This is a genomic window from Arthrobacter sp. TmtSoilC48, assembly GCF_059739425.1.
In genome coordinates this window covers 1952922-1971840 of record NZ_AP046049.1, presented here as the reverse complement: position 1 = coordinate 1971840, position 18919 = coordinate 1952922, and the positions used below count along the sequence as shown (strand labels likewise).

Annotated in this window: 17 protein-coding genes; 4 read left to right on the top strand and 13 right to left on the bottom strand. The window is 61.0% G+C overall.

Annotated elements, in window-relative coordinates:
• Positions 1-57: 57 nt before the first annotated feature.
• Positions 58-909, top strand: a complete 852-nt coding sequence (locus AC6I97_RS09340) for an SGNH/GDSL hydrolase family protein (RefSeq protein ID WP_497944749.1) — start codon at positions 58-60, stop codon at positions 907-909.
• A gap of 105 nt (positions 910-1014) precedes the next feature.
• Here AC6I97_RS09340 and AC6I97_RS09335 read toward each other — a convergent pair whose 3' ends face one another.
• The 5 genes from AC6I97_RS09335 to ychF all read right to left on the bottom strand — a co-directional run bounded on the left by AC6I97_RS09335 (position 1015) and on the right by ychF (position 7901).
• A complete protein-coding gene (locus tag AC6I97_RS09335) occupies positions 1015-2730 on the bottom strand; it encodes an ABC transporter ATP-binding protein (RefSeq protein WP_497944748.1) in 1716 nt (571 codons plus the stop codon).
• 11 nt (positions 2731-2741) lie between these two features.
• Complete coding sequence (locus AC6I97_RS09330) at positions 2742-3725, bottom strand: ABC transporter permease (RefSeq protein WP_497944747.1); 984 nt, start codon at positions 3723-3725, stop codon at positions 2742-2744.
• Positions 3715-4644, bottom strand: coding sequence for an ABC transporter permease (locus AC6I97_RS09325; RefSeq protein ID WP_497944746.1), 930 nt, complete (start codon positions 4642-4644; stop codon positions 3715-3717). The genes AC6I97_RS09330 and AC6I97_RS09325 overlap by 11 nt, the downstream gene beginning before the upstream one ends.
• 210 nt (positions 4645-4854) lie before the next feature.
• The gene (locus tag AC6I97_RS09320; protein WP_497944745.1) at positions 4855-6489 is read right to left on the bottom strand and encodes a peptide ABC transporter substrate-binding protein; all 1635 of its coding nucleotides are present in this window, start codon (positions 6487-6489) and stop codon (positions 4855-4857) included.
• A gap of 326 nt (positions 6490-6815) precedes the next feature.
• Positions 6816-7901: a redox-regulated ATPase YchF gene (gene ychF / locus AC6I97_RS09315; RefSeq protein WP_497944744.1), complete on the bottom strand. Its 1086-nt coding sequence runs from the start codon at positions 7899-7901 to the stop codon at positions 6816-6818.
• 110 nt (positions 7902-8011) lie between these two features.
• Here ychF and AC6I97_RS09310 point away from each other — a divergent pair, with 110 nt between their 5' ends.
• The gene (locus AC6I97_RS09310; protein ID WP_497944743.1) at positions 8012-9259 is read left to right on the top strand and encodes a DNA recombination protein RmuC; all 1248 of its coding nucleotides are present in this window, start codon (positions 8012-8014) and stop codon (positions 9257-9259) included.
• Between the two features lie 94 nt (positions 9260-9353).
• Here AC6I97_RS09310 and AC6I97_RS09305 read toward each other — a convergent pair whose 3' ends face one another.
• Together AC6I97_RS09305 and AC6I97_RS09300 are read right to left on the bottom strand one after the other, a co-directional pair.
• A complete protein-coding gene (locus tag AC6I97_RS09305) occupies positions 9354-10439 on the bottom strand; it encodes a 4-hydroxy-3-methylbut-2-enyl diphosphate reductase (RefSeq protein ID WP_497944742.1) in 1086 nt (361 codons plus the stop codon).
• A gap of 9 nt (positions 10440-10448) precedes the next feature.
• The gene (locus AC6I97_RS09300; RefSeq protein ID WP_497944741.1) at positions 10449-11321 is read right to left on the bottom strand and encodes a hypothetical protein; all 873 of its coding nucleotides are present in this window, start codon (positions 11319-11321) and stop codon (positions 10449-10451) included.
• 202 nt (positions 11322-11523) lie between these two features.
• Here AC6I97_RS09300 and xseA point away from each other — a divergent pair, with 202 nt between their 5' ends.
• Positions 11524-12801, top strand: a complete 1278-nt coding sequence (xseA, locus tag AC6I97_RS09295; RefSeq protein WP_497944740.1) for an exodeoxyribonuclease VII large subunit — start codon at positions 11524-11526, stop codon at positions 12799-12801.
• Between the two features lie 53 nt (positions 12802-12854).
• Positions 12855-13121 carry an exodeoxyribonuclease VII small subunit gene (locus tag AC6I97_RS09290; RefSeq protein WP_497944739.1) on the top strand — a complete coding sequence of 89 codons (267 nt, stop codon included), beginning with the start codon at positions 12855-12857 and terminating at the stop codon, positions 13119-13121.
• Positions 13122-13135: 14 nt separating this feature from the next.
• Here the strand turns inward: AC6I97_RS09290 and AC6I97_RS09285 are convergent, their stop codons facing one another.
• The 6 genes from AC6I97_RS09285 to AC6I97_RS09260 form a co-directional block, all read right to left on the bottom strand.
• Positions 13136-13990 (bottom strand): polyphosphate kinase 2 family protein, encoded by an 855-nt coding sequence (locus AC6I97_RS09285; RefSeq protein WP_224164899.1) that lies wholly within the window; start codon positions 13988-13990, stop codon positions 13136-13138.
• Between the two features lie 51 nt (positions 13991-14041).
• Positions 14042-15262, bottom strand: a complete 1221-nt coding sequence (locus AC6I97_RS09280) for a pyridoxal phosphate-dependent aminotransferase (protein WP_224088221.1) — start codon at positions 15260-15262, stop codon at positions 14042-14044.
• A gap of 120 nt (positions 15263-15382) precedes the next feature.
• Positions 15383-16342 (bottom strand): ABC transporter substrate-binding protein, encoded by a 960-nt coding sequence (locus AC6I97_RS09275; RefSeq protein ID WP_224164907.1) that lies wholly within the window; start codon positions 16340-16342, stop codon positions 15383-15385.
• The gene (locus AC6I97_RS09270) at positions 16339-17085 is read right to left on the bottom strand and encodes an ABC transporter permease (RefSeq protein WP_224088222.1); all 747 of its coding nucleotides are present in this window, start codon (positions 17083-17085) and stop codon (positions 16339-16341) included. The genes AC6I97_RS09275 and AC6I97_RS09270 overlap by 4 nt, the downstream gene beginning before the upstream one ends.
• Positions 17082-17825, bottom strand: a complete 744-nt coding sequence (locus AC6I97_RS09265; RefSeq protein WP_224164909.1) for an ABC transporter permease — start codon at positions 17823-17825, stop codon at positions 17082-17084. The genes AC6I97_RS09270 and AC6I97_RS09265 overlap by 4 nt, the downstream gene beginning before the upstream one ends.
• Positions 17825-18919, bottom strand: coding sequence for an ABC transporter ATP-binding protein (locus AC6I97_RS09260; RefSeq protein WP_276573608.1), 1095 nt, complete (start codon positions 18917-18919; stop codon positions 17825-17827). The genes AC6I97_RS09265 and AC6I97_RS09260 overlap by 1 nt, the downstream gene beginning before the upstream one ends.

The following is an 18919-nucleotide window of genomic DNA, read 5'->3' as shown; positions in this document are numbered from 1 at the left end:
TTTCTGTTTCCTTTGCCCCATGATTGCTGCAGAACCAGTGCCATACGGAGACCAACGATGCGCAAAGCCTCGGCCGCGTTCCGCCTGCTCGCACCCTTGATCGCCGTTGGCGTTCTGGTGGTCGGCTGCGGACCAAACCAAGCAACCCCACCATCCACCCCCTCGCGCTCAGCCGCGCCCGTTCCTGCCGAGACGTCCGCCGCGGACAAACCCCGTACGATAGCGCCCACCCCGGGTGCCCTGGACCTGCCAGTGGGTTCGCTCTACAGGAATCCGTCGAACAACCGCGACGAAGTGGTCCTGGCCGACGTACGCCACACGGCCGTGTTGATTGGCGATTCACAAGCCATGCCCAAGGACTCATGGCCGCAAAGGGGAATTTCCGCGCTTGGATACAAATTGCACGTGGTGGGCATGGGCGGCACGGGATTCGTTGCCTCCAACGGCAAAACGGGCAATTACATCGACGCCCTCCAGCGCGGGGACTGGTTGTTGCCCTATGGAGATCCGCCACTGATCGTGGTCCAGGGTGGCGGCAACGACGCCTCACAAAGGGCCACCGATGCCCAGATCACCAGTAACGCCGAACGGCTCCTCGCTGCGCTCAGGAAGCGCTATCCGGGGGCACGTCTGGCGATGATCGGGACGTTGGCCCGGGGAGCCGAGAATGGTGGCGGCCGCCGGTCCGAGGTGGACGCACTCCTTGGCCGGATCGCCGCCAAGCAAGCGATCCCGTTTGTCAGCGCGGGCGACTGGCTGACCCGCTACGATGCCGTTGCAGACCTCCAGGACGGCGTCCACATGAAGCCGTCCGGCCACGCGAAGTTGGGCAGTGTTCTGGCGCGGGAATTGACCGCGCTCGGCCTCACAGCCCGCCCGGACACCGCCGCGTCGGTGTCAGCCGGATAGGGCACCGTTGTGGGGCCGACTCCTTAACGGCAAGAGCCGGTGGTTCCCACATGTGGGTACCACCGGCTCTTGCTGTTCTCTCGTCGGCGGAGAGTACGACGGCGGTCAGGCCACCGCGGGCGGCAGCAGCAGCGAACCGCCAGGAATGGCATCCAGCAAGGCCTGCGTGTAAGCCTCGCGCGGGTTGTCGAAGACATCGTCCGTGCTGCCCGTCTCAACAAGCTTGCCCTTTTCCATCACGCAGACGTGGTCCGCGATCTGGCGGACCACGGCGAGGTCGTGAGTGATGAAAAGGTAGGTCAGGCCCAGGTTGTCCTGGAGGTCTGCCAGGAGGTTCAGCACCTGGGCCTGGACCAGGACGTCCAGTGCCGAAACGGCCTCATCGCAGATGATCACTTCGGGATCCAAGGCCAAGGCCCGGGCAATGGCAATGCGTTGCCGCTGCCCACCGGAAAGCTCGTTCGGATACCTCTGCATCATGGACTGGGGCAAAGCCACCTGGTCCAGCAGTTCGCGGACCTTCTTTTCGCGACTGGCCTTGGTACCGATCTTATGGGTCCGCAGCGGCTCTTCAATAGTCCGGAAGATGTTGTACATCGGATCCAATGAGCCGTAGGGATCTTGGAAAATCGGCTGCACCCGGCGACGGAATTTGAACAGGTCTTTACTGTTCAACGTTGACGTGTCCACACCGTCGAAAATGATCTTGCCCGAGGTGGGTTCCAACAGATTTAGCACCATCTGGGCCACGGTCGACTTTCCGGATCCCGACTCGCCCACGATTGCCGTGGTTGTCCCACGGCGCACGGAAAACGATACCGAGTCCACGGCCTTGAAGTCCGTCGTCTTGCCAATACCGCCACGAAGCTTGAAGACCTTGGTCAGGTCCTCAACCTTCAGCACTTCCTCCGGGAGCGCTGATTCCACGATCACCGGCTCGGTGGGTGCCAACAGGTCGTCGGATTCAACACCCTGCTCCTTGGCAACCTGGATGCGACGTGATGCGAGGGAAGGCGCTGAAGCTACCAAACGCTTGGTGTAAGGGTGCCTCGGATTGCGCAGCAGTTCCAGCGAAGGCCCGGACTCAACGACCTGGCCCTTGTACATCACCACGACTTTGTCAGCCCGCTCGGCCGCCAGACCGAGATCGTGGGTAATAAGCAGTACTGCGGTCCCCAACTCGGACGTCATCTTGTCCAAGTGATCCAGAATTTGGCGCTGGACCGTGACGTCGAGGGCCGACGTCGGCTCATCCGCGATCAGCAGGCGCGGCTGGCAGGACAGGCCAATGGCGATGAGGGCGCGCTGGCGCATACCGCCTGAAAACTCGTGCGGGTACTGCTTGGCCCGACCCGCCGCGTCAGGCAAGCCAGCCTCAGACAGCACTTTGGCGATGTCGTCCGGCCCGGAGGGAAGACCGTTGGCCTTCAGTGTCTCCTTGACCTGAAACCCGATCTTCCACACTGGGTTGAGGTTGGACATCGGATCCTGGGGCACCATGCCGATGGAATTGCCGCGAAGCTCGATCATGCGCTTTTCGCTGGCGTGGGCGATATCTTCGCCGTCGAAGAGGATCTCTCCGGCGGCTACGCGACCATTGCCCGGAAGCAACCCAATAGCGGCGAGGGCGGAGGTGGATTTACCTGAACCGGACTCCCCCACGATCGCCACGGTCTCCCCTGGCATGACGGTGAAATGCGCGTTTCTGACGGCGTTCACCTCACCGTTGCTCGTGGCGAAGTTAATGGCCAGATTCCTGATCTCCAGCAACGGACGGTCAGAGCCGGCTGGTTCTTCCTTGATGTGAACTGAAGAGTTCATTGCTTGGCCTTTCATCGTTTGCGCGCCTTCGGATCCAGGGCATCACGAAGGGCGTCGCCCAGCATGATGAAACTCAGGACTGTGGTCGAAAGTGCAATAGCCGGGTACAGCAACGGCATGGGGTTGGACCTCAACGATGCCTGTGCTGTCTGGATGTCGTTACCCCACGACATAACGCTCGGGGGCAGACCGATTCCCAGGAATGACAGGGTGGATTCGGCCACAATGAATGTACCCAGCGAGATGGTGGCCACCACAATGATCGGAGCCAAGGAGTTGGGCAGAACGTGGCGGAGCAACGACCGGAAGCGCGAAACACCCAGGGACCTGGCAGCCATCACGAAGTCTGCGTTTCGTACCTCGATCACAGCGCCCCTGGTGATGCGGGCTATTTGCGGCCACCCGAAAGTGATCAAAATGAGGATCAGCGTCCACACAGTCCGGTTGGCCCGGAACACGGGGAGCTGCATCATGACAATTGCGCCAAGGATCAGCGGCAGAGCAAAGAAGATGTCTGTCAGTCGCGCCAAAAGGGCATCAGCCCAGCCACCGTAGTAGCCGGCAAGGGCACCGATGGTTCCACCGAAAATGACAACTCCGAGAGTAGTGAACAGGCCAACGGTGACAGAAGATCGTGTTCCGAAAATGACACGGGCATAAACATCGCAACCCTGTTTGTTGAAGCCCAAGGGATGTCCATTGACCGGTCCGCCGTTCGAGTTGGCAAGCTGGCAGGCTTCGCCGGAGGGATCGATCGGTGAGAACAGCCCGGGGAACAGGGAGACCACAACAACAGCCAGGATCATGATGGCCGAAATGATGAAGAGCGGCTGCTTGCGAAGGTTCTTCCAGGCCTCTCCCCAAAGGCTGGAGGGCGCCTGGTCCTCTTTCACCTTATCGGTGGCTTGCAGTGGCGTCTCTTCGAGGTCAGCAACGAAGTGCTCGATGTGACGCGGGGCTGTGTCCTGCCCCGTCAGGTTGTTATCAGGAGTCATAGCGGATCCTCGGGTCAAGCCAGGCATACAGAAGGTCAACAATCAGGTTCGAGACACAGTAGACAAGGACCAGAACTGTGACGATTGATACCACGGTAGGTCCTTCCCCGGAGAGAACTGCCCGGTACAACCTGTTGCCGACACCGGGGACGTTGAAGATGCCCTCAGTAACGATAGCGCCACCCATGAGGGCGCCAAGGTCGGCCCCAAGGAACGTGACCACCGGGATCAAGGAATTCCGCAGGATGTGGACATTGACGACCCGGAAGCGTGTGAGCCCCTTGGCCGTGGCCGTCCGAACGTAATCGGCGTTCATGTTCTCGATGACGCTGGTCCTGGTTAGCCGGAGGACGTAGGCGAAGGACGCCAGGCCGAGGACGATCGCCGGAAGAATGAGGTCTTGAACGGTCGCAGCTGAACTGACGGTGGGTTTGGCCCACCCCAACTGGACGCCGATGAAGAACTGAAGAAGGAAGCCGAGAACGAAGATCGGGATACCGATGACGATCAGGGACGCGATCAGTACAGTTCCGTCAAAAAGCTTGCCCTTGCGGAGTCCGGCAACTAGACCGAAAGCGATACCGAAGACGCCTTCAAAGATGAGCGCCATGATGGCCAGGCGGGCCGTTACGGGGAACACCTCGCCAAGGACCGCGGCAATGGGCCGGCCGGAGAAGTCCTGGCCGAGATCAAAAGTAAAGATGCTCTTGAGGTATAGCAGGTATTGCACAATAAACGGCTGGTCCAGGTTGTATTGGGCCCGGAGTTTTGCCGCTACTGCTTCATTGACGGGTTTGTCCCCAAAGAGCGCAGCAATAGGGTCACCCGGGAGGCTGAACACCAGGAAGTACACAAGGAGGGTTGCTCCAAGGAACACGGGAATCAGCTGGAGGAATCGTTTCAGGATGTATGTGGCCATTAGCGCGATACCTCCCTAACAGCGGGCACCCGATCCAGGGGTGCAGCGGAGTTGTTCATCGAAGAACCTTTTCGATCGATGTGCAGGCTTTCCCGGTCAAGGTCCGAGAATGTCTGCACAAGGACGCCCAACCGGAGTTGGGCGTCGTTGATGTGAAACGCGATGAGGCGGCGGCAGCGCTCAATGAGCGCCCCCGCCGCCGATCGTCATTTACTTGCCAGTGATGTTGTAGTAAAGCGGGACGCCGTCCCAGCCGTAGTCAACATTCGTGACGCCTGTGCTCCAGCCGCCCTGCGACACCTGGTACCACAGCGGGATGGCCGGCAGGTCCTGGAGGAGGATTTCCTGCGCCTTGTTCATGGCCTTGTTACCCTCAGCAACCGAAGGAGCGGAGAGACCGTCAGAGATTGCCTTGTCGAAGGTCGGGTTCTCATAACGGGCATCGTTCGAGCCAGCACCGGTCTTGTAGATCGGGCCCAGGAAGTTGTACAGCGACGGGTAGTCTGCCTGCCAACCTGCACGGATCGCGCCGGTCAACTTACCGGAAGTGGCGAGGTCGCGGGCTTCCTTGAAGGTAGCGAACGGAAGTCCCTCTGTCTTGATGCCGAGGTTGTTCTTCAGCTGGTTGGTAACGGCCTCCACCCATGCCTTGTGACCACCCTTGTCAGCGTTGTACGCGATGGTGAAGACAGTGTTGGGATCCCACTTCTGGATGGCGTCAGCCTTGGCCCAGAGGTCCTTGGCCTTGGCGGCGTCGAACTTGAGGTTGTCCGAACCCGGGATGCTGTCGCTGTAACCATCCAGGACGGGAGCCGTGAAGTCCTTCGCCGGCTGACGGCCACCGCTGAAGATCACCTTGGTGATCTCTTCACGGTTCATGGCCATGGAGATGGCCTGACGGCGCAGCTTGCCCGCTTCACCACTCCACTCCGGGAGGTACTCCGGGATGGCGATGGTCTGGTTGCCGGCGTACGGCTTTTCGATGAAGCGATCGCCGAGGTCCGTCTTGAAGTTCGCGAGGGCACTGGTTGGGATCGTCTGGAGGATGTCCAGGTTGTTGCCCAGGAGGTCCTGGTAAGCGGCATCATCGTTCTGGAAGATCTTGAACGTCACACCACCGTTCTTGGCCTTGCGCGGACCGTTGTAGTCCGCGTTCGGAACAAGCTGGATCTGTACGTTGTGCTGCCAGCCATTCTCTGCCATCTTGTACGGGCCGTTGCCTACCGGCTTTTCGCCGTAGGTCTTCGGGTCTGCAAGTGCTGCGGCAGGGACCGGCATGAAGGCGGTGTAGCCAAGTCGCAGCGGCCAGTCGGACTCGGGCTGCTTGAGCTCAACGGTGAACGTGGTGTCGTCCACAACCTTCAGGCCGGACATGGTGTCGACCGTCGAACCCTTGGCGCTGGTCTCGTCGTAGCCCTTGATGCTCTCAAAGAATGTTGCGCTCAACTGAGCGTTCTTTGCTGCTGCACCGTAGTTCCAGGAGTCAACAAAGGTCTTGGCCGTGATGGCTTCCCCGTTGGTGAACTTCTGGTCCTTCTTGATCTTGATGGTGAAGTTCTTGGCGTCAGGCGCCTCGATTGACTCAGCCAATTCGTTGACCGGCTTGCCGGAGGGGTCGTAGCTGACAAGGCCGGAGAAGATCAGCGTGGCGACCTTTCCGCCGCCAACCTCGTTGATGTCCGCAGGCATCAGCGACCGCTGCGGCTCTGAACCGTCAGCGATGATGACCTTGTTGGGGTTTCCGGATGCACCGGAGTCATTGTTGCCGCCGCCGCCGCAACCGGTCATTGCGAGGGCGATTACCGCCGCTACGCCTAGAGCTTTGGAAGTGCGCGAGAAACGCATTCCGCCTCCTATGAGTCGTGGAGTTGATCAGGGGAAATTCGTGATGACCCCCAGGCGCAGACACAGTTTCCTACTGTGACGTTGCCTACATGTGTGTGTAAGCCTACCCACATTGTGTCCGGATGTTGGGACTCGCTGGCCAAACTGTAACCGTTCCGCAACCTCTACATGCCTAAATCGACAGGGATTTCAAGTCAAAAGCTACTGGGTGGTAATATTCGCTGTCTGACAGCAGGACAAGCTGTTTTTCGGCACAAAAAAGGGCCTCGGTTCATGTTCTGAACCGAGACCCTTTACAACATCGCTGCCCAGGGCAGCATCCTGGTTTAGACGTTGAAGCGGAACTCCACCACGTCGCCGTCGGCCATAACGTACTCTTTGCCTTCGATGCGGACCTTGCCGCGGGACTTTGCCTCGGCCATGGAGCCGGCGTCAATGAGGTCGTCGAAGGAGACAACCTCGGCTTTGATGAAGCCACGCTGGAAGTCAGAGTGGATCACGCCCGCGGCCTGGGGCGCGGTGTCACCTTGGCGAATGGTCCATGCACGGGTTTCCTTGGGGCCGGCCGTGAGGTAGGTCTGCAGGCCAAGGGTGTGGAAACCAACGCGTGCCAGCTGGTCCAGGCCGGATTCGCTCTGGCCGTTCATTTCCAGCATTTCGCGGGCTTCTTCCTCGTCCAGTTCAACGAGGTCGGATTCGAGCTTGGCATCGAGGAATACAGCATCTGCGGGAGCAACCAGGGCACGCAATTCATCCTGCTTTTCCTGGTCACCAAGGATGCCTTCATCGGCATTGAAGACGTAGATGAAGGGCTTTGCAGTGAGAAGTCCGAGCTCCTTGAGGTGCCCCATCTCCAGCTTGTCGCTCTTGATTGAGCTAAAAATTGTGTCGCCGCGCTCCAGAACTGCCTGGGCAGCCTTGATGACGGCCAGTTCGGCTGCTTCGCGCTTCTTGATCTTGACTTCTTTTTCGATACGCGGGATCGCGTTTTCGATGGTCTGAAGGTCTGCCAGGATCAGCTCGGTGTTGATGGTCTCCATGTCGGAGCGCGGATCAACCTTGCCGTCTACGTGGATGACATCGGGGTCGTCGAAGACACGCACAACCTGCGCGATTGCCTGGGCTTCGCGGATATTGGCGAGGAACTTGTTGCCCAGGCCCTCGCCCTCGGATGCGCCCTTCACGATGCCGGCGATGTCCACAAAGGACACAGGAGCGGGAAGCAACTTCTGGGAACCAAAGATCTCCGCCAGCTTGGCCAGACGGGGATCCGGCAGGTTAACCACACCGACGTTCGGTTCGATCGTTGCGAACGGATAGTTCGCAGCAAGCACCTGGTTGCGGGTCAGTGCGTTGAAAAGAGTTGATTTGCCGACGTTGGGCAGTCCGACGATGCCAATAGTAAGAGCCACGAGCATTTATTCTACCCGTTGCCGCGATAACCATGCTTGTTCGCTCCTGAAGACAACACCGTCAACTGACCTTCGCTAAAACTGTCGGACCCCTATGACAGGGTTGCCTCATGGATGGATTTGGATTTGTTTTGGCATTGCTCATGCTGCTCATCGGGGCCGCAGTGGGACTCAGCAGTGCGTATGTAGTCTTTCGACGCCGGACGGCCGGCTTGGAGGAGGACTTCGACGCCGTTTCATCGCGCCTTTCGGACGTGACGGCCCAGCTTGCAGCCGCCGACGCCGAACGCCGGCTTCTGTTCGCACAGAACCGGGAGCTGAGCGAATCAAGGACCTCAGACGGCAGCGTGTTGCGCGCCCTGGGGCCCGTGGCCGAAAAGCTCACTGCCGTACAGCAGCAGGTCTCGCTCCTGGAACGCGACCGAGTGGAGCAATATGGCCAACTCGCACAGCAACTCCAAGACGCCAGGCTCTCCGACGAACAGCTTTTACGGTCCACGCATGCCCTTGCGTCCGCACTCCGGTCCAACAGTGCCCGCGGACAATGGGGCGAGGTTCAGTTGCGCAGGGTTGTCGAAGCCTCTGGAATGCTCCGTCACGTGGACTTCCACGAGCAAGTGCACTCCGGCCGGAGCGAGAACACGCTGCGCCCGGACCTGGTGGTGCAGTTGCCAGGCGGCAAGCAACTCGTGGTGGATGCCAAGGTCCCGCTGGCTTCCTACCTGGCGGCGCAGGAACAAGTGCACGGCGAAGGCTCCATGGGTGAGTCAGTCGGGCCAGCGGCCAATCATGATTCCAAGACGCTCCTGGCACAGCACGCCAAGGCACTCAAAGCCCACATCGATGCCCTCGCAGCCAAGAAGTACTGGGACATTCCGGGCAACTCCCCGGAGCTCGTCATCTGTTTCCTCCCCGCGGAGTCGATTTTGGCTTCAGCCCTTGAGGCTGATCCGGCGTTGTTGGAGCATGCCCTTTCCCGGAACGTCGTCCTGGCCTCGCCGGGGACACTGCTGGCGGTTCTCAAGTCGGTGGCATTCACATGGCGGCAGGATGTCTTGACGGACAGCGCCCACGAACTCTTGGAACTGGCCAAACAGCTCTACGAACGCATGGGCACGCTGGGCGAGAATGTCGGGAAACTCGGAAGTTCCTTGAAGACATCGGTGGACCGCTATAACGCGATGGTCGGCACACTGGAGGCACGTGTACTCCCTACTGCCCGCAAACTCAACACTATGGACGACGCCGGACTGGCCACTCCCCTGTCCGTCGAAGCAGTGCCCCGGGCCTTGGCTGCGCCCGAACTGCTCGCGGTGGACTCCCTGGATGCTGCAGCCCAAGAGGAGTCTGCAGCTTAAAGGGACAGGCCCGCTGTGGCAGCTTCCGAAAGGGTGGCTGCCACAACGGGCCTGCTAAGTACATTCAGGATACGTACATTCAGGATAAGTACGTTCAGGACGTAGGGCGGTTCCCGCGGCCACCGAGGGCCCGGGTCACGTCGCCAGCCTCCTTGAGGGTAGCCCGCAATTCCTTCGGCAAAGAGAAGAGAAGGTCCTCCTCGGCCGTGACGACTTCCTGGACTTCGCCATAGCCGTAGTCCGCCAAAAGCCGGAGGACGTCCTGAACGAGCACTTCCGGGACGGAAGCCCCGGAGGTAACACCTACCGTGGCGACGCCCTCGAACCAGCTTTCATCCACCTCGTTCGCGAAGTCCACGCGGTAGGAGGTCCGTGCCCCATACTCAAGTGCCACTTCAACGAGGCGCACCGAGTTGGACGAGTTGGCCGAACCCACCACAATGACCAGGTCAGCCTGGGGAGCGATCTTCTTGATGGCCACCTGGCGGTTGGTGGTGGCATAGCAGATATCGTCGCTGGGCGGATCCTGCAACGTGGGGAACCGGTCCTTGAGCAGGCGGACGGTCTCCATGGTCTCGTCCACACTCAGGGTGGTCTGCGAGAGCCAGATGGTCTTCTCCGGATTCCGCACGGTGACTCTGTCTACCTCGTGGGGGCCGTTGATGATCTGGATGTGCTCGGGGGCCTCGCCGGCTGTTCCTTCGACTTCCTCGTGGCCTTCGTGGCCAATCAGCAGGATGTCGTAGTCCTCCTTGGCGAAGCGCACGGCTTCACGGTGAACCTTGGTGACCAGCGGGCACGTCGCGTCGATGGTGCGAAGACCGCGGTCTTCGGCGGACTGGACTACAGCAGGGGAAACGCCATGTGCCGAGAAAATCACCAAGGCGCCTTCAGGAACCTCATCCGTTTCTTCGACGAAAATGGCGCCTTGCTCTTCGAGGGAGCTCACTACATGCACATTGTGGACAATCTGCTTGCGGACATATACGGGTGGTCCGTAGTGTTCCAGGGCTTTCTCAACAGCAATGACAGCCCTGTCCACGCCGGCACAATAGCCACGCGGAGCCGCCAGTAGAACCTTCTTGGGTCCAGTAACCGGGGCCGCCGCCTGAATCTCTTCCGGTGATCGCCGTCTGCGGGGCACCGTGGGCATCGGAATGGAAACTGCTGTGCTGGTCATCCCTCCATGCTACCGGCCCGGCCCCTGGCCGCTCGCAGAAGGTGATCTCCGTCTCGCGGACAGAATCCAGGCGATGACGCCCAGTGCCAGGAATGCACCTGACACCACAGCAGCGATGATAATCCATTCACCGAAGCCCGTCCGCACGGCCGAAAAGAACTCCTGCTCGAACAGTTCTGCAACACCGTTGCCACTGGAGAGGCTTCCCATCAGTCCGCCAGCCAGATCCACCGTCGCCGACCACAGCGCAGCAAGCACCAACCCGCCAAGTCCGAGGGAGACCATCACCAGGGAGCGGCGACGCGCAGCAGCGAGGGCCAACAGGACCGAAACAACAGCACCGACGGCGGCAAGCCACCAGAGCGGGGCAAAGGCCGCCACCCGATCAACCAATTGCTTTTGGGATGGTTCACCCATGGTCACCAAACTTTCCGCCGGGACCTCAATCTGTAGTCCGCTGGCGGAGGATAGACGGTCGCGGATAAGCCTGATGAGTGGGCCAATGTCCAGGAGCAGTGCTGTATGGGACACCGTCTCCTCCGGCTGCTTCCCTCCTCCGAAGTTCAACCGATGACTGTTCCTGGCCGTTTCTTCCCATGCTTTGGGGTACTCAGGCCATGACTGCATTCCGGATGCAGCTTCCCCGAGGGCATCCGCCGCCACCGATTTCAGTGGTTCCGGAAGATTTACGGAGGATTCGAAGTTCCCCGCTGCGGCTGTAGCAAGCCGGCTTTGGAACTCGGGATCCCTGCCCAGCGCGCTGGCCAGGTGGACGAAGCCGTCCTCCTGGACCACGTTGACGTCCGCCCAAGCGGCCGGAACTGCGACGGCCGTGAGCAACAAGGCGAGGACCACTGCCACCGCGGAAATGAAACTGCGCAAAAGTCATCCTCGGGGGTAAGGGGCCAGTGCCACCATCCTAGGTCTGTCCACAGGATAGGAAAAATGTCGGGGTCCACTGCTAAAGCTATGGATAGAGTTGGAAGGCCGGCCCGGTACTGATTGCGTGCGGGACCGATTGGCCGCGACCACGGCCGCACAGCTAGCGAGGATATACACATGCAGGTAAACGCACGGATCACCCATGGCAGCTGACGCGAGCCCGGAATCAACGCTGCCCGGTACCGCTGCGGAGACCAGCCCCGACAACCCCTGGCCCCTGCAGTTGCTATCCAGGAAGCTAAAGGCCCACATCGAGCGTGCGCCCGCGGCGTGGATCGAAGGCCAGGTCATCGAACTCAACCGGCGTGGCGGGAACGCCTTCCTGACACTCCGTGACGTCGATGCTGAGATTTCACTGCCGGCATCCGTATGGTCCACGGTCCTGGATCGCCAGAAGATACCCCTTGAACGTGGTTCCCGGGTGGTCGCCCTGGTCAAGGCCGACTTCTGGGTCAAGACCGGGCGCCTGAACATGTCCGTCAAGGACATCCGGCCCGTGGGCCTGGGTGATCTCCTTGCCAGGATCGAGCGGCTGCGCCAGGCCCTTGCCGCAGAAGGCCTGTTCGCCGACTCCCGCAAACGGAAGTTGCCCCTCCTCCCCCACCGCATCGGGCTCATTACAGGGCGGGATTCGGATGCCAAGAAGGACGTCCTCCGTAATGCGGCACTCCGCTGGCCGGCCGTTGAATTCGACGTTCGCGAGGTAGCTGTCCAAGGCAATACGGCCGTTGCACAGATCCTTGCCGCGCTCCGTTCGTTGGATGCCGATCCACACATCGACGTCATCGTCCTCGCCAGAGGTGGGGGCGCCTTGGAAGATCTTCTGCCGTTCAGCAATGAGGACCTGATCAGGGCAGTGGCAGCGGCAACAACGCCGGTGGTCAGCGCCATTGGCCACGAAGCGGATCGTCCCATCCTGGACGACGTGGCTGATCTGAGGGCATCGACACCCACCGACGCCGCGAAACGCATCGTTCCTGATGTCAGTGAGGAACTCGCCATGGTCCGCCAGGCCCGGGACCATCTTCGCCGGAGCATTGGCAGAATGGTGGACAGGGAGACGGACCGGCTTCACGCCTTGAGGTCGCGGCCCGTCCTGGCAACGCCGGACACCATGGTCGCAGCAAGATCAGAGGAGATCACCCGGCTTCAGCGAAGGTCGCATGCAGCCGTCAGCACAGCGGTGGTCCGGGCGCTTGACCAGGTCCACCACCTGCGTGCCCAGGTGCGGGCATTATCTCCGCAGAAGACCCTGGACCGCGGCTACGCCGTTGTCCAGATCGTCGGTGAAGACCAAGCCGGACACACAGTGGTCAGCAGCCCGGCACAGACTCCCGAAGGCACGCCCCTGGCCATCAGAGTGGCAGAAGGCCGGTTCAGGGCTGTCTCCAGCGGCCAAGCACAACTCGCCGAGCGCTGATTTCGCGGCAGCTGCACGGCACAAACACTCACCATCGAATGCGAAGGACCACCATGACAGAGAACAATCCCACAGCACCTTCAACGGATTCCCTGGATTCCCTCAGCTACGAGGAAGCCCGCGAACAACTTATGGCAGTGGTCAGCCGGTTGGAAGCAGGCGGAGCCAGCCTTGAGGAATCGCTGGCGCTCTGGGAGCGGGGCGAGGCGTTGGCAAAGCGTTGCGAGGACTGGCTTGAGGGCGCCCGCAAACGGCTGGCAACAGCCAGGGACGCTACCAACGACGCCGGGGCTGCCGCCGGCACAGACCAGCCGCGATGACGGTTCCCTGAAGCTCAGGATTCCTCAACAAGGGCACGTTCCGTCGCGACGTCGAAGTCCGCCTTTGGCCATTCCAGGGACAAGCCCTCCAAGGCGTCCAAAAGCAACTGCTGGACGGCGATCCGGGCGTACCACTTCTTGTTCGCCGGAACAACGTGCCATGGGGCGACGTCAGTGGACGTCTTCGCAAAGGCCATGTTGTAGGCATCCATGTAGTCATCCCAGAACGCCCGCTCCGCGAGATCGCCCCGGCTGTATTTCCAGTGCTTGCCGGGATCATCGAGCCGCGCCAGCAGGCGCTTCTTCTGCTCATCCTCGCTGATGTTGAGCATGACCTTAACGATGGTGGTTCCCTGTTGGGCCAGCCTGGACTCGAAATCGTTGATAGCGGCGTAGCGCCGTTCCAATTCCGCGGAGTCCGCCCATGCGTGGACGCGGTGGATCAGGACGTCCTCATAATGTGAGCGGTCAAAGACTCCCACCATCCCAGCAGCGGGTGACTCTTTCTCGATCCGCCACAGAAAGTCGTGCGACTTTTCCTCATCAGTGGGTGCCTTGAATGCCTTCAGCTGGACACCCTGGGGATCCATTGCGCCCACGACGTGGCTGACGATGCCTCCCTTGCCGGCAGTGTCCATGGCCTGAAGTATCAGCAGGAGCCGCTTGTTGCTCCCGAACTTCCCCTCTGCGAAGAGCTTTTCCTGAAGTTCTGCAAGCCTGGCGTCCTGTGCAGCCAACAAGGACTTGCCGTCGGCCTTTGTTCCGGCGTAGCCAGGCGTGGCCTGGGGATCCACGCCGGCCAACGAAAAACCCGGCCCAACCTTCAGCACCTTGGCTGGACTCTCGGCGAACTCCACTGCAACGGGCATGGCTTGCCTTTCTGCCTGACGCGACCTCGTGACGCGGCCATGCACCACAGGCTAGTTCCCGGGGTACCTCGACAGGAAGTCCGCCATGCGGCCAATTGCCTCTTCAATGTCCTTGACGTTGGGCAATGTCACCATCCGGAAGTGGTCCGGCCGCACCCAGTTGAAGGCACGTCCGTGGGAAACCAGGATCTTCTGCTCCTTCAGCAGGTCCAGGACGAACTTCTCGTCATCCCGGATGTGGTAAACCTCTGGATCCAGCCTGGGGAACAGGTAGAGGGCACCCCTGGCCTGCTGCGTGCTGACACCCGGGATCGCGTTCAGGAGGTCATACGCTTTGTTGCGCTGCTCCAGGAGCCTGCCACCGGGAAGGATGAGATCGTTGATGCTCTGGTAGCCGCCAAGCGCTGTTTGTATGGCGTGCTGTGCCGGGACGTTGGCGCACAACCGCATATTGGCCAGCAGGTTGATGCCTTCAAGGTAATCGGCAGCATCCTTCTTGGGACCGGAAATGGCCATCCATCCGGCGCGGTAGCCACAAACGCGGTAGGCCTTGGACAAGCCACTGAACGTCAGGCACAGGACGTCGTCGCCGGTCAGTCCGGCAAGGTTCACGTGGACAGCGTCTTCGTAGAGGATTTTCTCGTAGATTTCATCGGCAAACAGGACCAGGCCATGCTTCTCGGCCAAAGCAACGATCTGCTTGAGCGTGTCCTCGGGGTAGACGGCGCCCGTGGGGTTGTTCGGATTGATGACCACGATGCCCTTGGTCCGCGGCGTGATCTTGGACTCCAGGTCCTCCAGATCAGGTTGCCATCCCGACTCCTCGTCACAGAGGTAGTGGACGGGCCGGCCGCCGGCCAGGGCAACGGAAGCCGTCCACAGGGGGTAGTCCGGCGTGGGAATCAGCACTTCATCGCCATCTTCGAGAAGGGCCATGAGGGACATGGTGATGAGTTCGCTGACCCCATTGCCGAGGTAGATGTCATCAACGTGGATGTTCTGGATTCCGCGGGTCTGGTAGTACTGCGAGACGGCCGTCCGGGCCGAGAATATGCCGCGTGAGTCGCTGTAGCCCTGGGCATTGGGCAGGTGGCGGATCATGTCCACCAAAATGGCGTCAGGCGCTTCAAAGCCGAAGGGAGCCGGGTTTCCGATGTTCAGTTTGAGGATCCGGTGACCCTCTGCCTCCATCTGCTGGGCGGCCTGAAGAATCGGTCCACGGATGTCGTAAAGGACATTATGAAGCTTGGTGGACTGCTTGAAATTCGCCATTCATCAAATATGCCACACCGGTGATGGACTTCAGTTGAGACTTAACTCACAGATACGACGACGGCGGTGACAGACCCGCACGGGTCCGCCACCGCCGTCGTACGCGGTTTACGTCAGGCGCTACTTAACGATGCCCTTGTCTTTCAGCCATGCGGCCGCGGCATCTTTGGGGCTTTGCTTCTGGTCCCCGCTGACTGCCCGGTTAAGGTCCACAAGGTCATCGGTGGTCAGGATCCTGGACACATTGTTGAGCGCGTCCTTGGCCTTGTCCGTCATTTTGGCCTTGTTGTAGAGCGGCAATACCTGCTGGGCCTTGAAGTTGTTCTTGGGGTCTTCCAGAACCACGAGGTCGTTGTCGGCGATGGATGGTGTGGTGGTGTAGATGTCGGCCACCTGGACTTTGTCCTCCAACAGTGCCTGGAGCGTCAGGTTCCCGCCGCCGTCGTTGAATGGCTGCAGGCCCTTGAGCTCGCAGTTGTAGTTCTTCTTCAGCCCGGGGAAGCCGTAAGCACGGGTCTCGAATGTTGCGGGGGCCGCCATCGTGAAGTCCTTGCAGACCTTGGCGAGGTCCTCGATGGACTTGAGCTGGTACTTTTCGGCAGTGGCCTTGGTGACCACCATGGCATCCTTGGACTCCGCCTTTGCCGGATCAAGCACCGCCAGTCCCTCCGGAAGCTTGCCAGGAAGCGCCTTGTACACGTCCTCAGCCGAGACCTCCGTGGCCTCTGGATCAACGTAGGAGAGCAGGTTCCCGGAGTAGTCCGGGACGAGGTCCACGGACCCGTCCTGGACAGCCTTGAAGTAGATTTCGCGCGAGCCGATGTTCGGCTTGGTAGTGGCCGTAACACCGGCCGCGTTCAGGGCGCCCGCATAGACCTCGCCAATCACCTGGCTCTCTGGAAAGTCGGCCGATCCAACCACAAGGGGCCCACTGGATCCGCTGGATCCACCGGGAGCAGAAGTGGACGGGGTGGCCAAAGGGCTGCCGCCGCACGCGCTCAAGGCGAGGGCCACACCGACGCCGGCCGCGAGGCCGCCGAGTCCACGGCGCGTAAGGGTCATGGGAACGGAATTTTTCATGGTGTACCTCCTTGAACGGCAGCCGCGGCGGGAGCTGCGGCTGTGAGATCGTCGGCCGCCGTGTGGCGTCCGCTTGAGTCGAGGGTGAGGCCGGGCGGGAGGACCAGCCTCTGCAAGGCGGCCAGAACGAGGTCCACCGCAATGGCAAGGGCAGCGATCAGCAGCGATCCACCAAGCATCCGCGGAAAGTCCTGCAGGACAAGCCCATCGAATAAATACCGTCCCAGGCCACCCAGCGGCAAGTACGCAACTACCGAAACGGTTGCAATCACTTGCAAAACAGCTGTCCGGATGCCACCGAACATCACCAGGAGCCCGTTGGGGAGCTCAACACGGAACAGGATCTGAAGCTCCGTCATGCCCATGGCCCGGGCTCCGTCCACCACCGTGGCATCCACGCTGGAGATGCCCGCATATGTCCCCGCAAGCAATGGTGGAACCGTTAGGATCACCAGGGCCCACACCGGCGGCATCAAACCGCTGCCGGCCAACAAGGCAAAGAGGACCAGCAGACCCAGAGTGGGCAGGGCCCGCAGGGCGCCCGCAATGGCCACGGCAACCACCCTGCCGCGTCCCGTGTGGCCAATGTAAAGACCCACAGGTACTGCAATGGCCGCAGCGATGAGGAGCACCAGCCCGCTGTACTGCAGATGCTCGGACAGCCGCGTGGGGATGCCTCCGCTTCCCGTCCAATGAATGGGATCCGTCAACCACGCAATGGTGTCCGTAAAAACGTTGCTCATGCCGATGCACCCGGATCCGGCCGTACTGGGGCGTGGGGCAGGTGTGGTCCGGTTTTCGGTTCAGTGAGCAAGGCGGTGCCGTTCTTGCGTTCGCCCGTGCCGCCGCCTGCCGCCCGTGTCCACGGCGTCAGGAGACGCTCCAGCACCACAAGGACTGCATCCATCAGCAAGGCCAGGATAAGGATGGCGATGATGCCAACCACTACTTCGGTAACGAAGGTCCTCTGCAAGCCATCAGTGAAAAGGATTCCGAGATTGCCGACTCCCAGCAGGGCAGCAACGCTGACCAGCGAGATGTTGCTGACTGACACGACGCGGAGCCCGGCGAAAAGAACCGGCAGTGACAGCGGGAGGTCCACCTGGAAGAAACGGGCCGAGGGCTTGAAGCCCATGGCCACGGCAGCGTTGCGGAGATCGTCGTCAACAGAGTCGAACGCATCCATGGCGGCACGGACCAGCAAGGCCACCGCATAGATCGTCAGGGCGACGACAACGTTGAGGGGATCCAGGATCCGTGTTCCCAGGATGGTGGGCAGGATGATGAAAAGCGCCAGGGACGGGATGGTGTAGAGCAAGGACGTCGCCGTGGCCACCACAGACCTCAGGGTACTGTTCCGCCGGGCGAGCTGCGCCAGGGGAATTGAGATCACCAGCCCAAGCAGCATCGGGATGAGTGCGAGCACAAGGTGCTGGCCGGCCAAGCCGAGAACCAGGCCAATGTTCGCCAGGAACCACTCCATCAGGTGGCGTCCTCCCTGTGGCGGCGGACTTCCTCGATCAGGGCAAGGACTTCCGGCGCCTTCAAGACCCCGGCTACCCTGCCGTCGTCGTCCACGGCAACGCCCAAACCCGATGGCGAGGACAACGCCGAATCCAGCGCCCGGCGCAAAGTGTCTCCCTTATGGAAGAGGGAACCTCCGGGGACCAGCCCGGCACCGTCCCGGGGTGAGGACCACCCGAGGGGACGTGATTCGTCGTCCACCACCAGCGCCCACTCCCCCGAACGGCGTCCGGCGTTTTGGCCCTCGGTTTGTCCCACCATGGTGACGGGGTGGAGTCTCACGGAGTCGGCGACGTCGAAGGCAAGGTGGCGGAAACCACGGTCCCTGCCCACGAAGGAGGCCACGAAATCGTTGGCCGGTGCCCGCAGGATTTCTTCAGGGGCGGCATACTGGGCAAGCTTGCCGCCAACAGCAAAGACTGCCACTTTGTCGCCCAGCACCGTGGCCTCGTCAATATCATGCGTGACAAACACGATGGTTTTAGCCAGCTCGCGCTGCAGGCGCAGGAGTTCCTGCTGGAGTTCGTCGCGTACCACCGGGTCCACGGCGCTGAAGGGCTCGTCCATCAGAAGCACAGGCGGGTCGGCTGCGAGCGCGCGTGCCACTCCCACGCGCTGCTGCTGACCGCCTGACAGCTGCGAGGGATACCGTTTGCCGAGCACCGAAGCCAGCCCAACGACGTCGAGAAGTTCTGCGGCACGTTTGCGCGCATCCGCTTTGGATACGCCGTTAAGCCGCGGAACCGTAGCGATGTTATCCAAAACGGACCGGTGCGGGAGCAGCCCGGAGGACTGCATGACATAGCCCATGGAGCGGCGAAGCTGTGCTGCGGGCACTGTGGAGACATCCTTGCCTGCCACCGTGATGGTGCCCGAACTTGGTTCCACCATGCGGTTGATCATGCGCAGGGACGTCGTTTTGCCACAGCCCGACGGACCGACGAGGACGGTGATGGCCCCCTTGTCGATGGACATGGTCAGGTTGTCGACGGCCGGCTGGCCGCCTTGGTATTGCTTGGTCACGCTCTGGAACTCAATCATGGCTTCTGCCAT

Excerpts from the sequence above, each read along its gene's own strand:
- AC6I97_RS09335 (WP_497944748.1), bottom strand. The coding sequence starts at position 2,730 with ATGAACTCTTCAGTTCACATCAAGGAAGAACCAGCCGGCTCTGACCGT.
- AC6I97_RS09265 (WP_224164909.1), bottom strand. The coding sequence starts at position 17,825 with ATGGAGTGGTTCCTGGCGAACATTGGCCTGGTTCTCGGCTTGGCCGGC.
- AC6I97_RS09340 (WP_497944749.1), top strand. The coding sequence starts at position 58 with ATGCGCAAAGCCTCGGCCGCGTTCCGCCTGCTCGCACCCTTGATCGCC.
- AC6I97_RS09310 (WP_497944743.1), top strand. The coding sequence starts at position 8,012 with ATGGATGGATTTGGATTTGTTTTGGCATTGCTCATGCTGCTCATCGGG.
- AC6I97_RS09305 (WP_497944742.1), bottom strand. The coding sequence starts at position 10,439 with ATGACCAGCACAGCAGTTTCCATTCCGATGCCCACGGTGCCCCGCAGA.
- AC6I97_RS09280 (WP_224088221.1), bottom strand. The coding sequence starts at position 15,262 with ATGGCGAATTTCAAGCAGTCCACCAAGCTTCATAATGTCCTTTACGAC.
- AC6I97_RS09330 (WP_497944747.1), bottom strand. The coding sequence starts at position 3,725 with ATGACTCCTGATAACAACCTGACGGGGCAGGACACAGCCCCGCGTCAC.
- AC6I97_RS09275 (WP_224164907.1), bottom strand. The coding sequence starts at position 16,342 with ATGAAAAATTCCGTTCCCATGACCCTTACGCGCCGTGGACTCGGCGGC.
- AC6I97_RS09290 (WP_497944739.1), top strand. The coding sequence starts at position 12,855 with ATGACAGAGAACAATCCCACAGCACCTTCAACGGATTCCCTGGATTCC.
- AC6I97_RS09325 (WP_497944746.1), bottom strand. The coding sequence starts at position 4,644 with ATGGCCACATACATCCTGAAACGATTCCTCCAGCTGATTCCCGTGTTC.
- AC6I97_RS09285 (WP_224164899.1), bottom strand. The coding sequence starts at position 13,990 with ATGCCCGTTGCAGTGGAGTTCGCCGAGAGTCCAGCCAAGGTGCTGAAG.
- AC6I97_RS09260 (WP_276573608.1), bottom strand. The coding sequence starts at position 18,919 with ATGGCAGAAGCCATGATTGAGTTCCAGAGCGTGACCAAGCAATACCAA.
- AC6I97_RS09320 (WP_497944745.1), bottom strand. The coding sequence starts at position 6,489 with ATGCGTTTCTCGCGCACTTCCAAAGCTCTAGGCGTAGCGGCGGTAATC.
- xseA (WP_497944740.1), top strand. The coding sequence starts at position 11,524 with ATGGCAGCTGACGCGAGCCCGGAATCAACGCTGCCCGGTACCGCTGCG.
- AC6I97_RS09270 (WP_224088222.1), bottom strand. The coding sequence starts at position 17,085 with ATGAGCAACGTTTTTACGGACACCATTGCGTGGTTGACGGATCCCATT.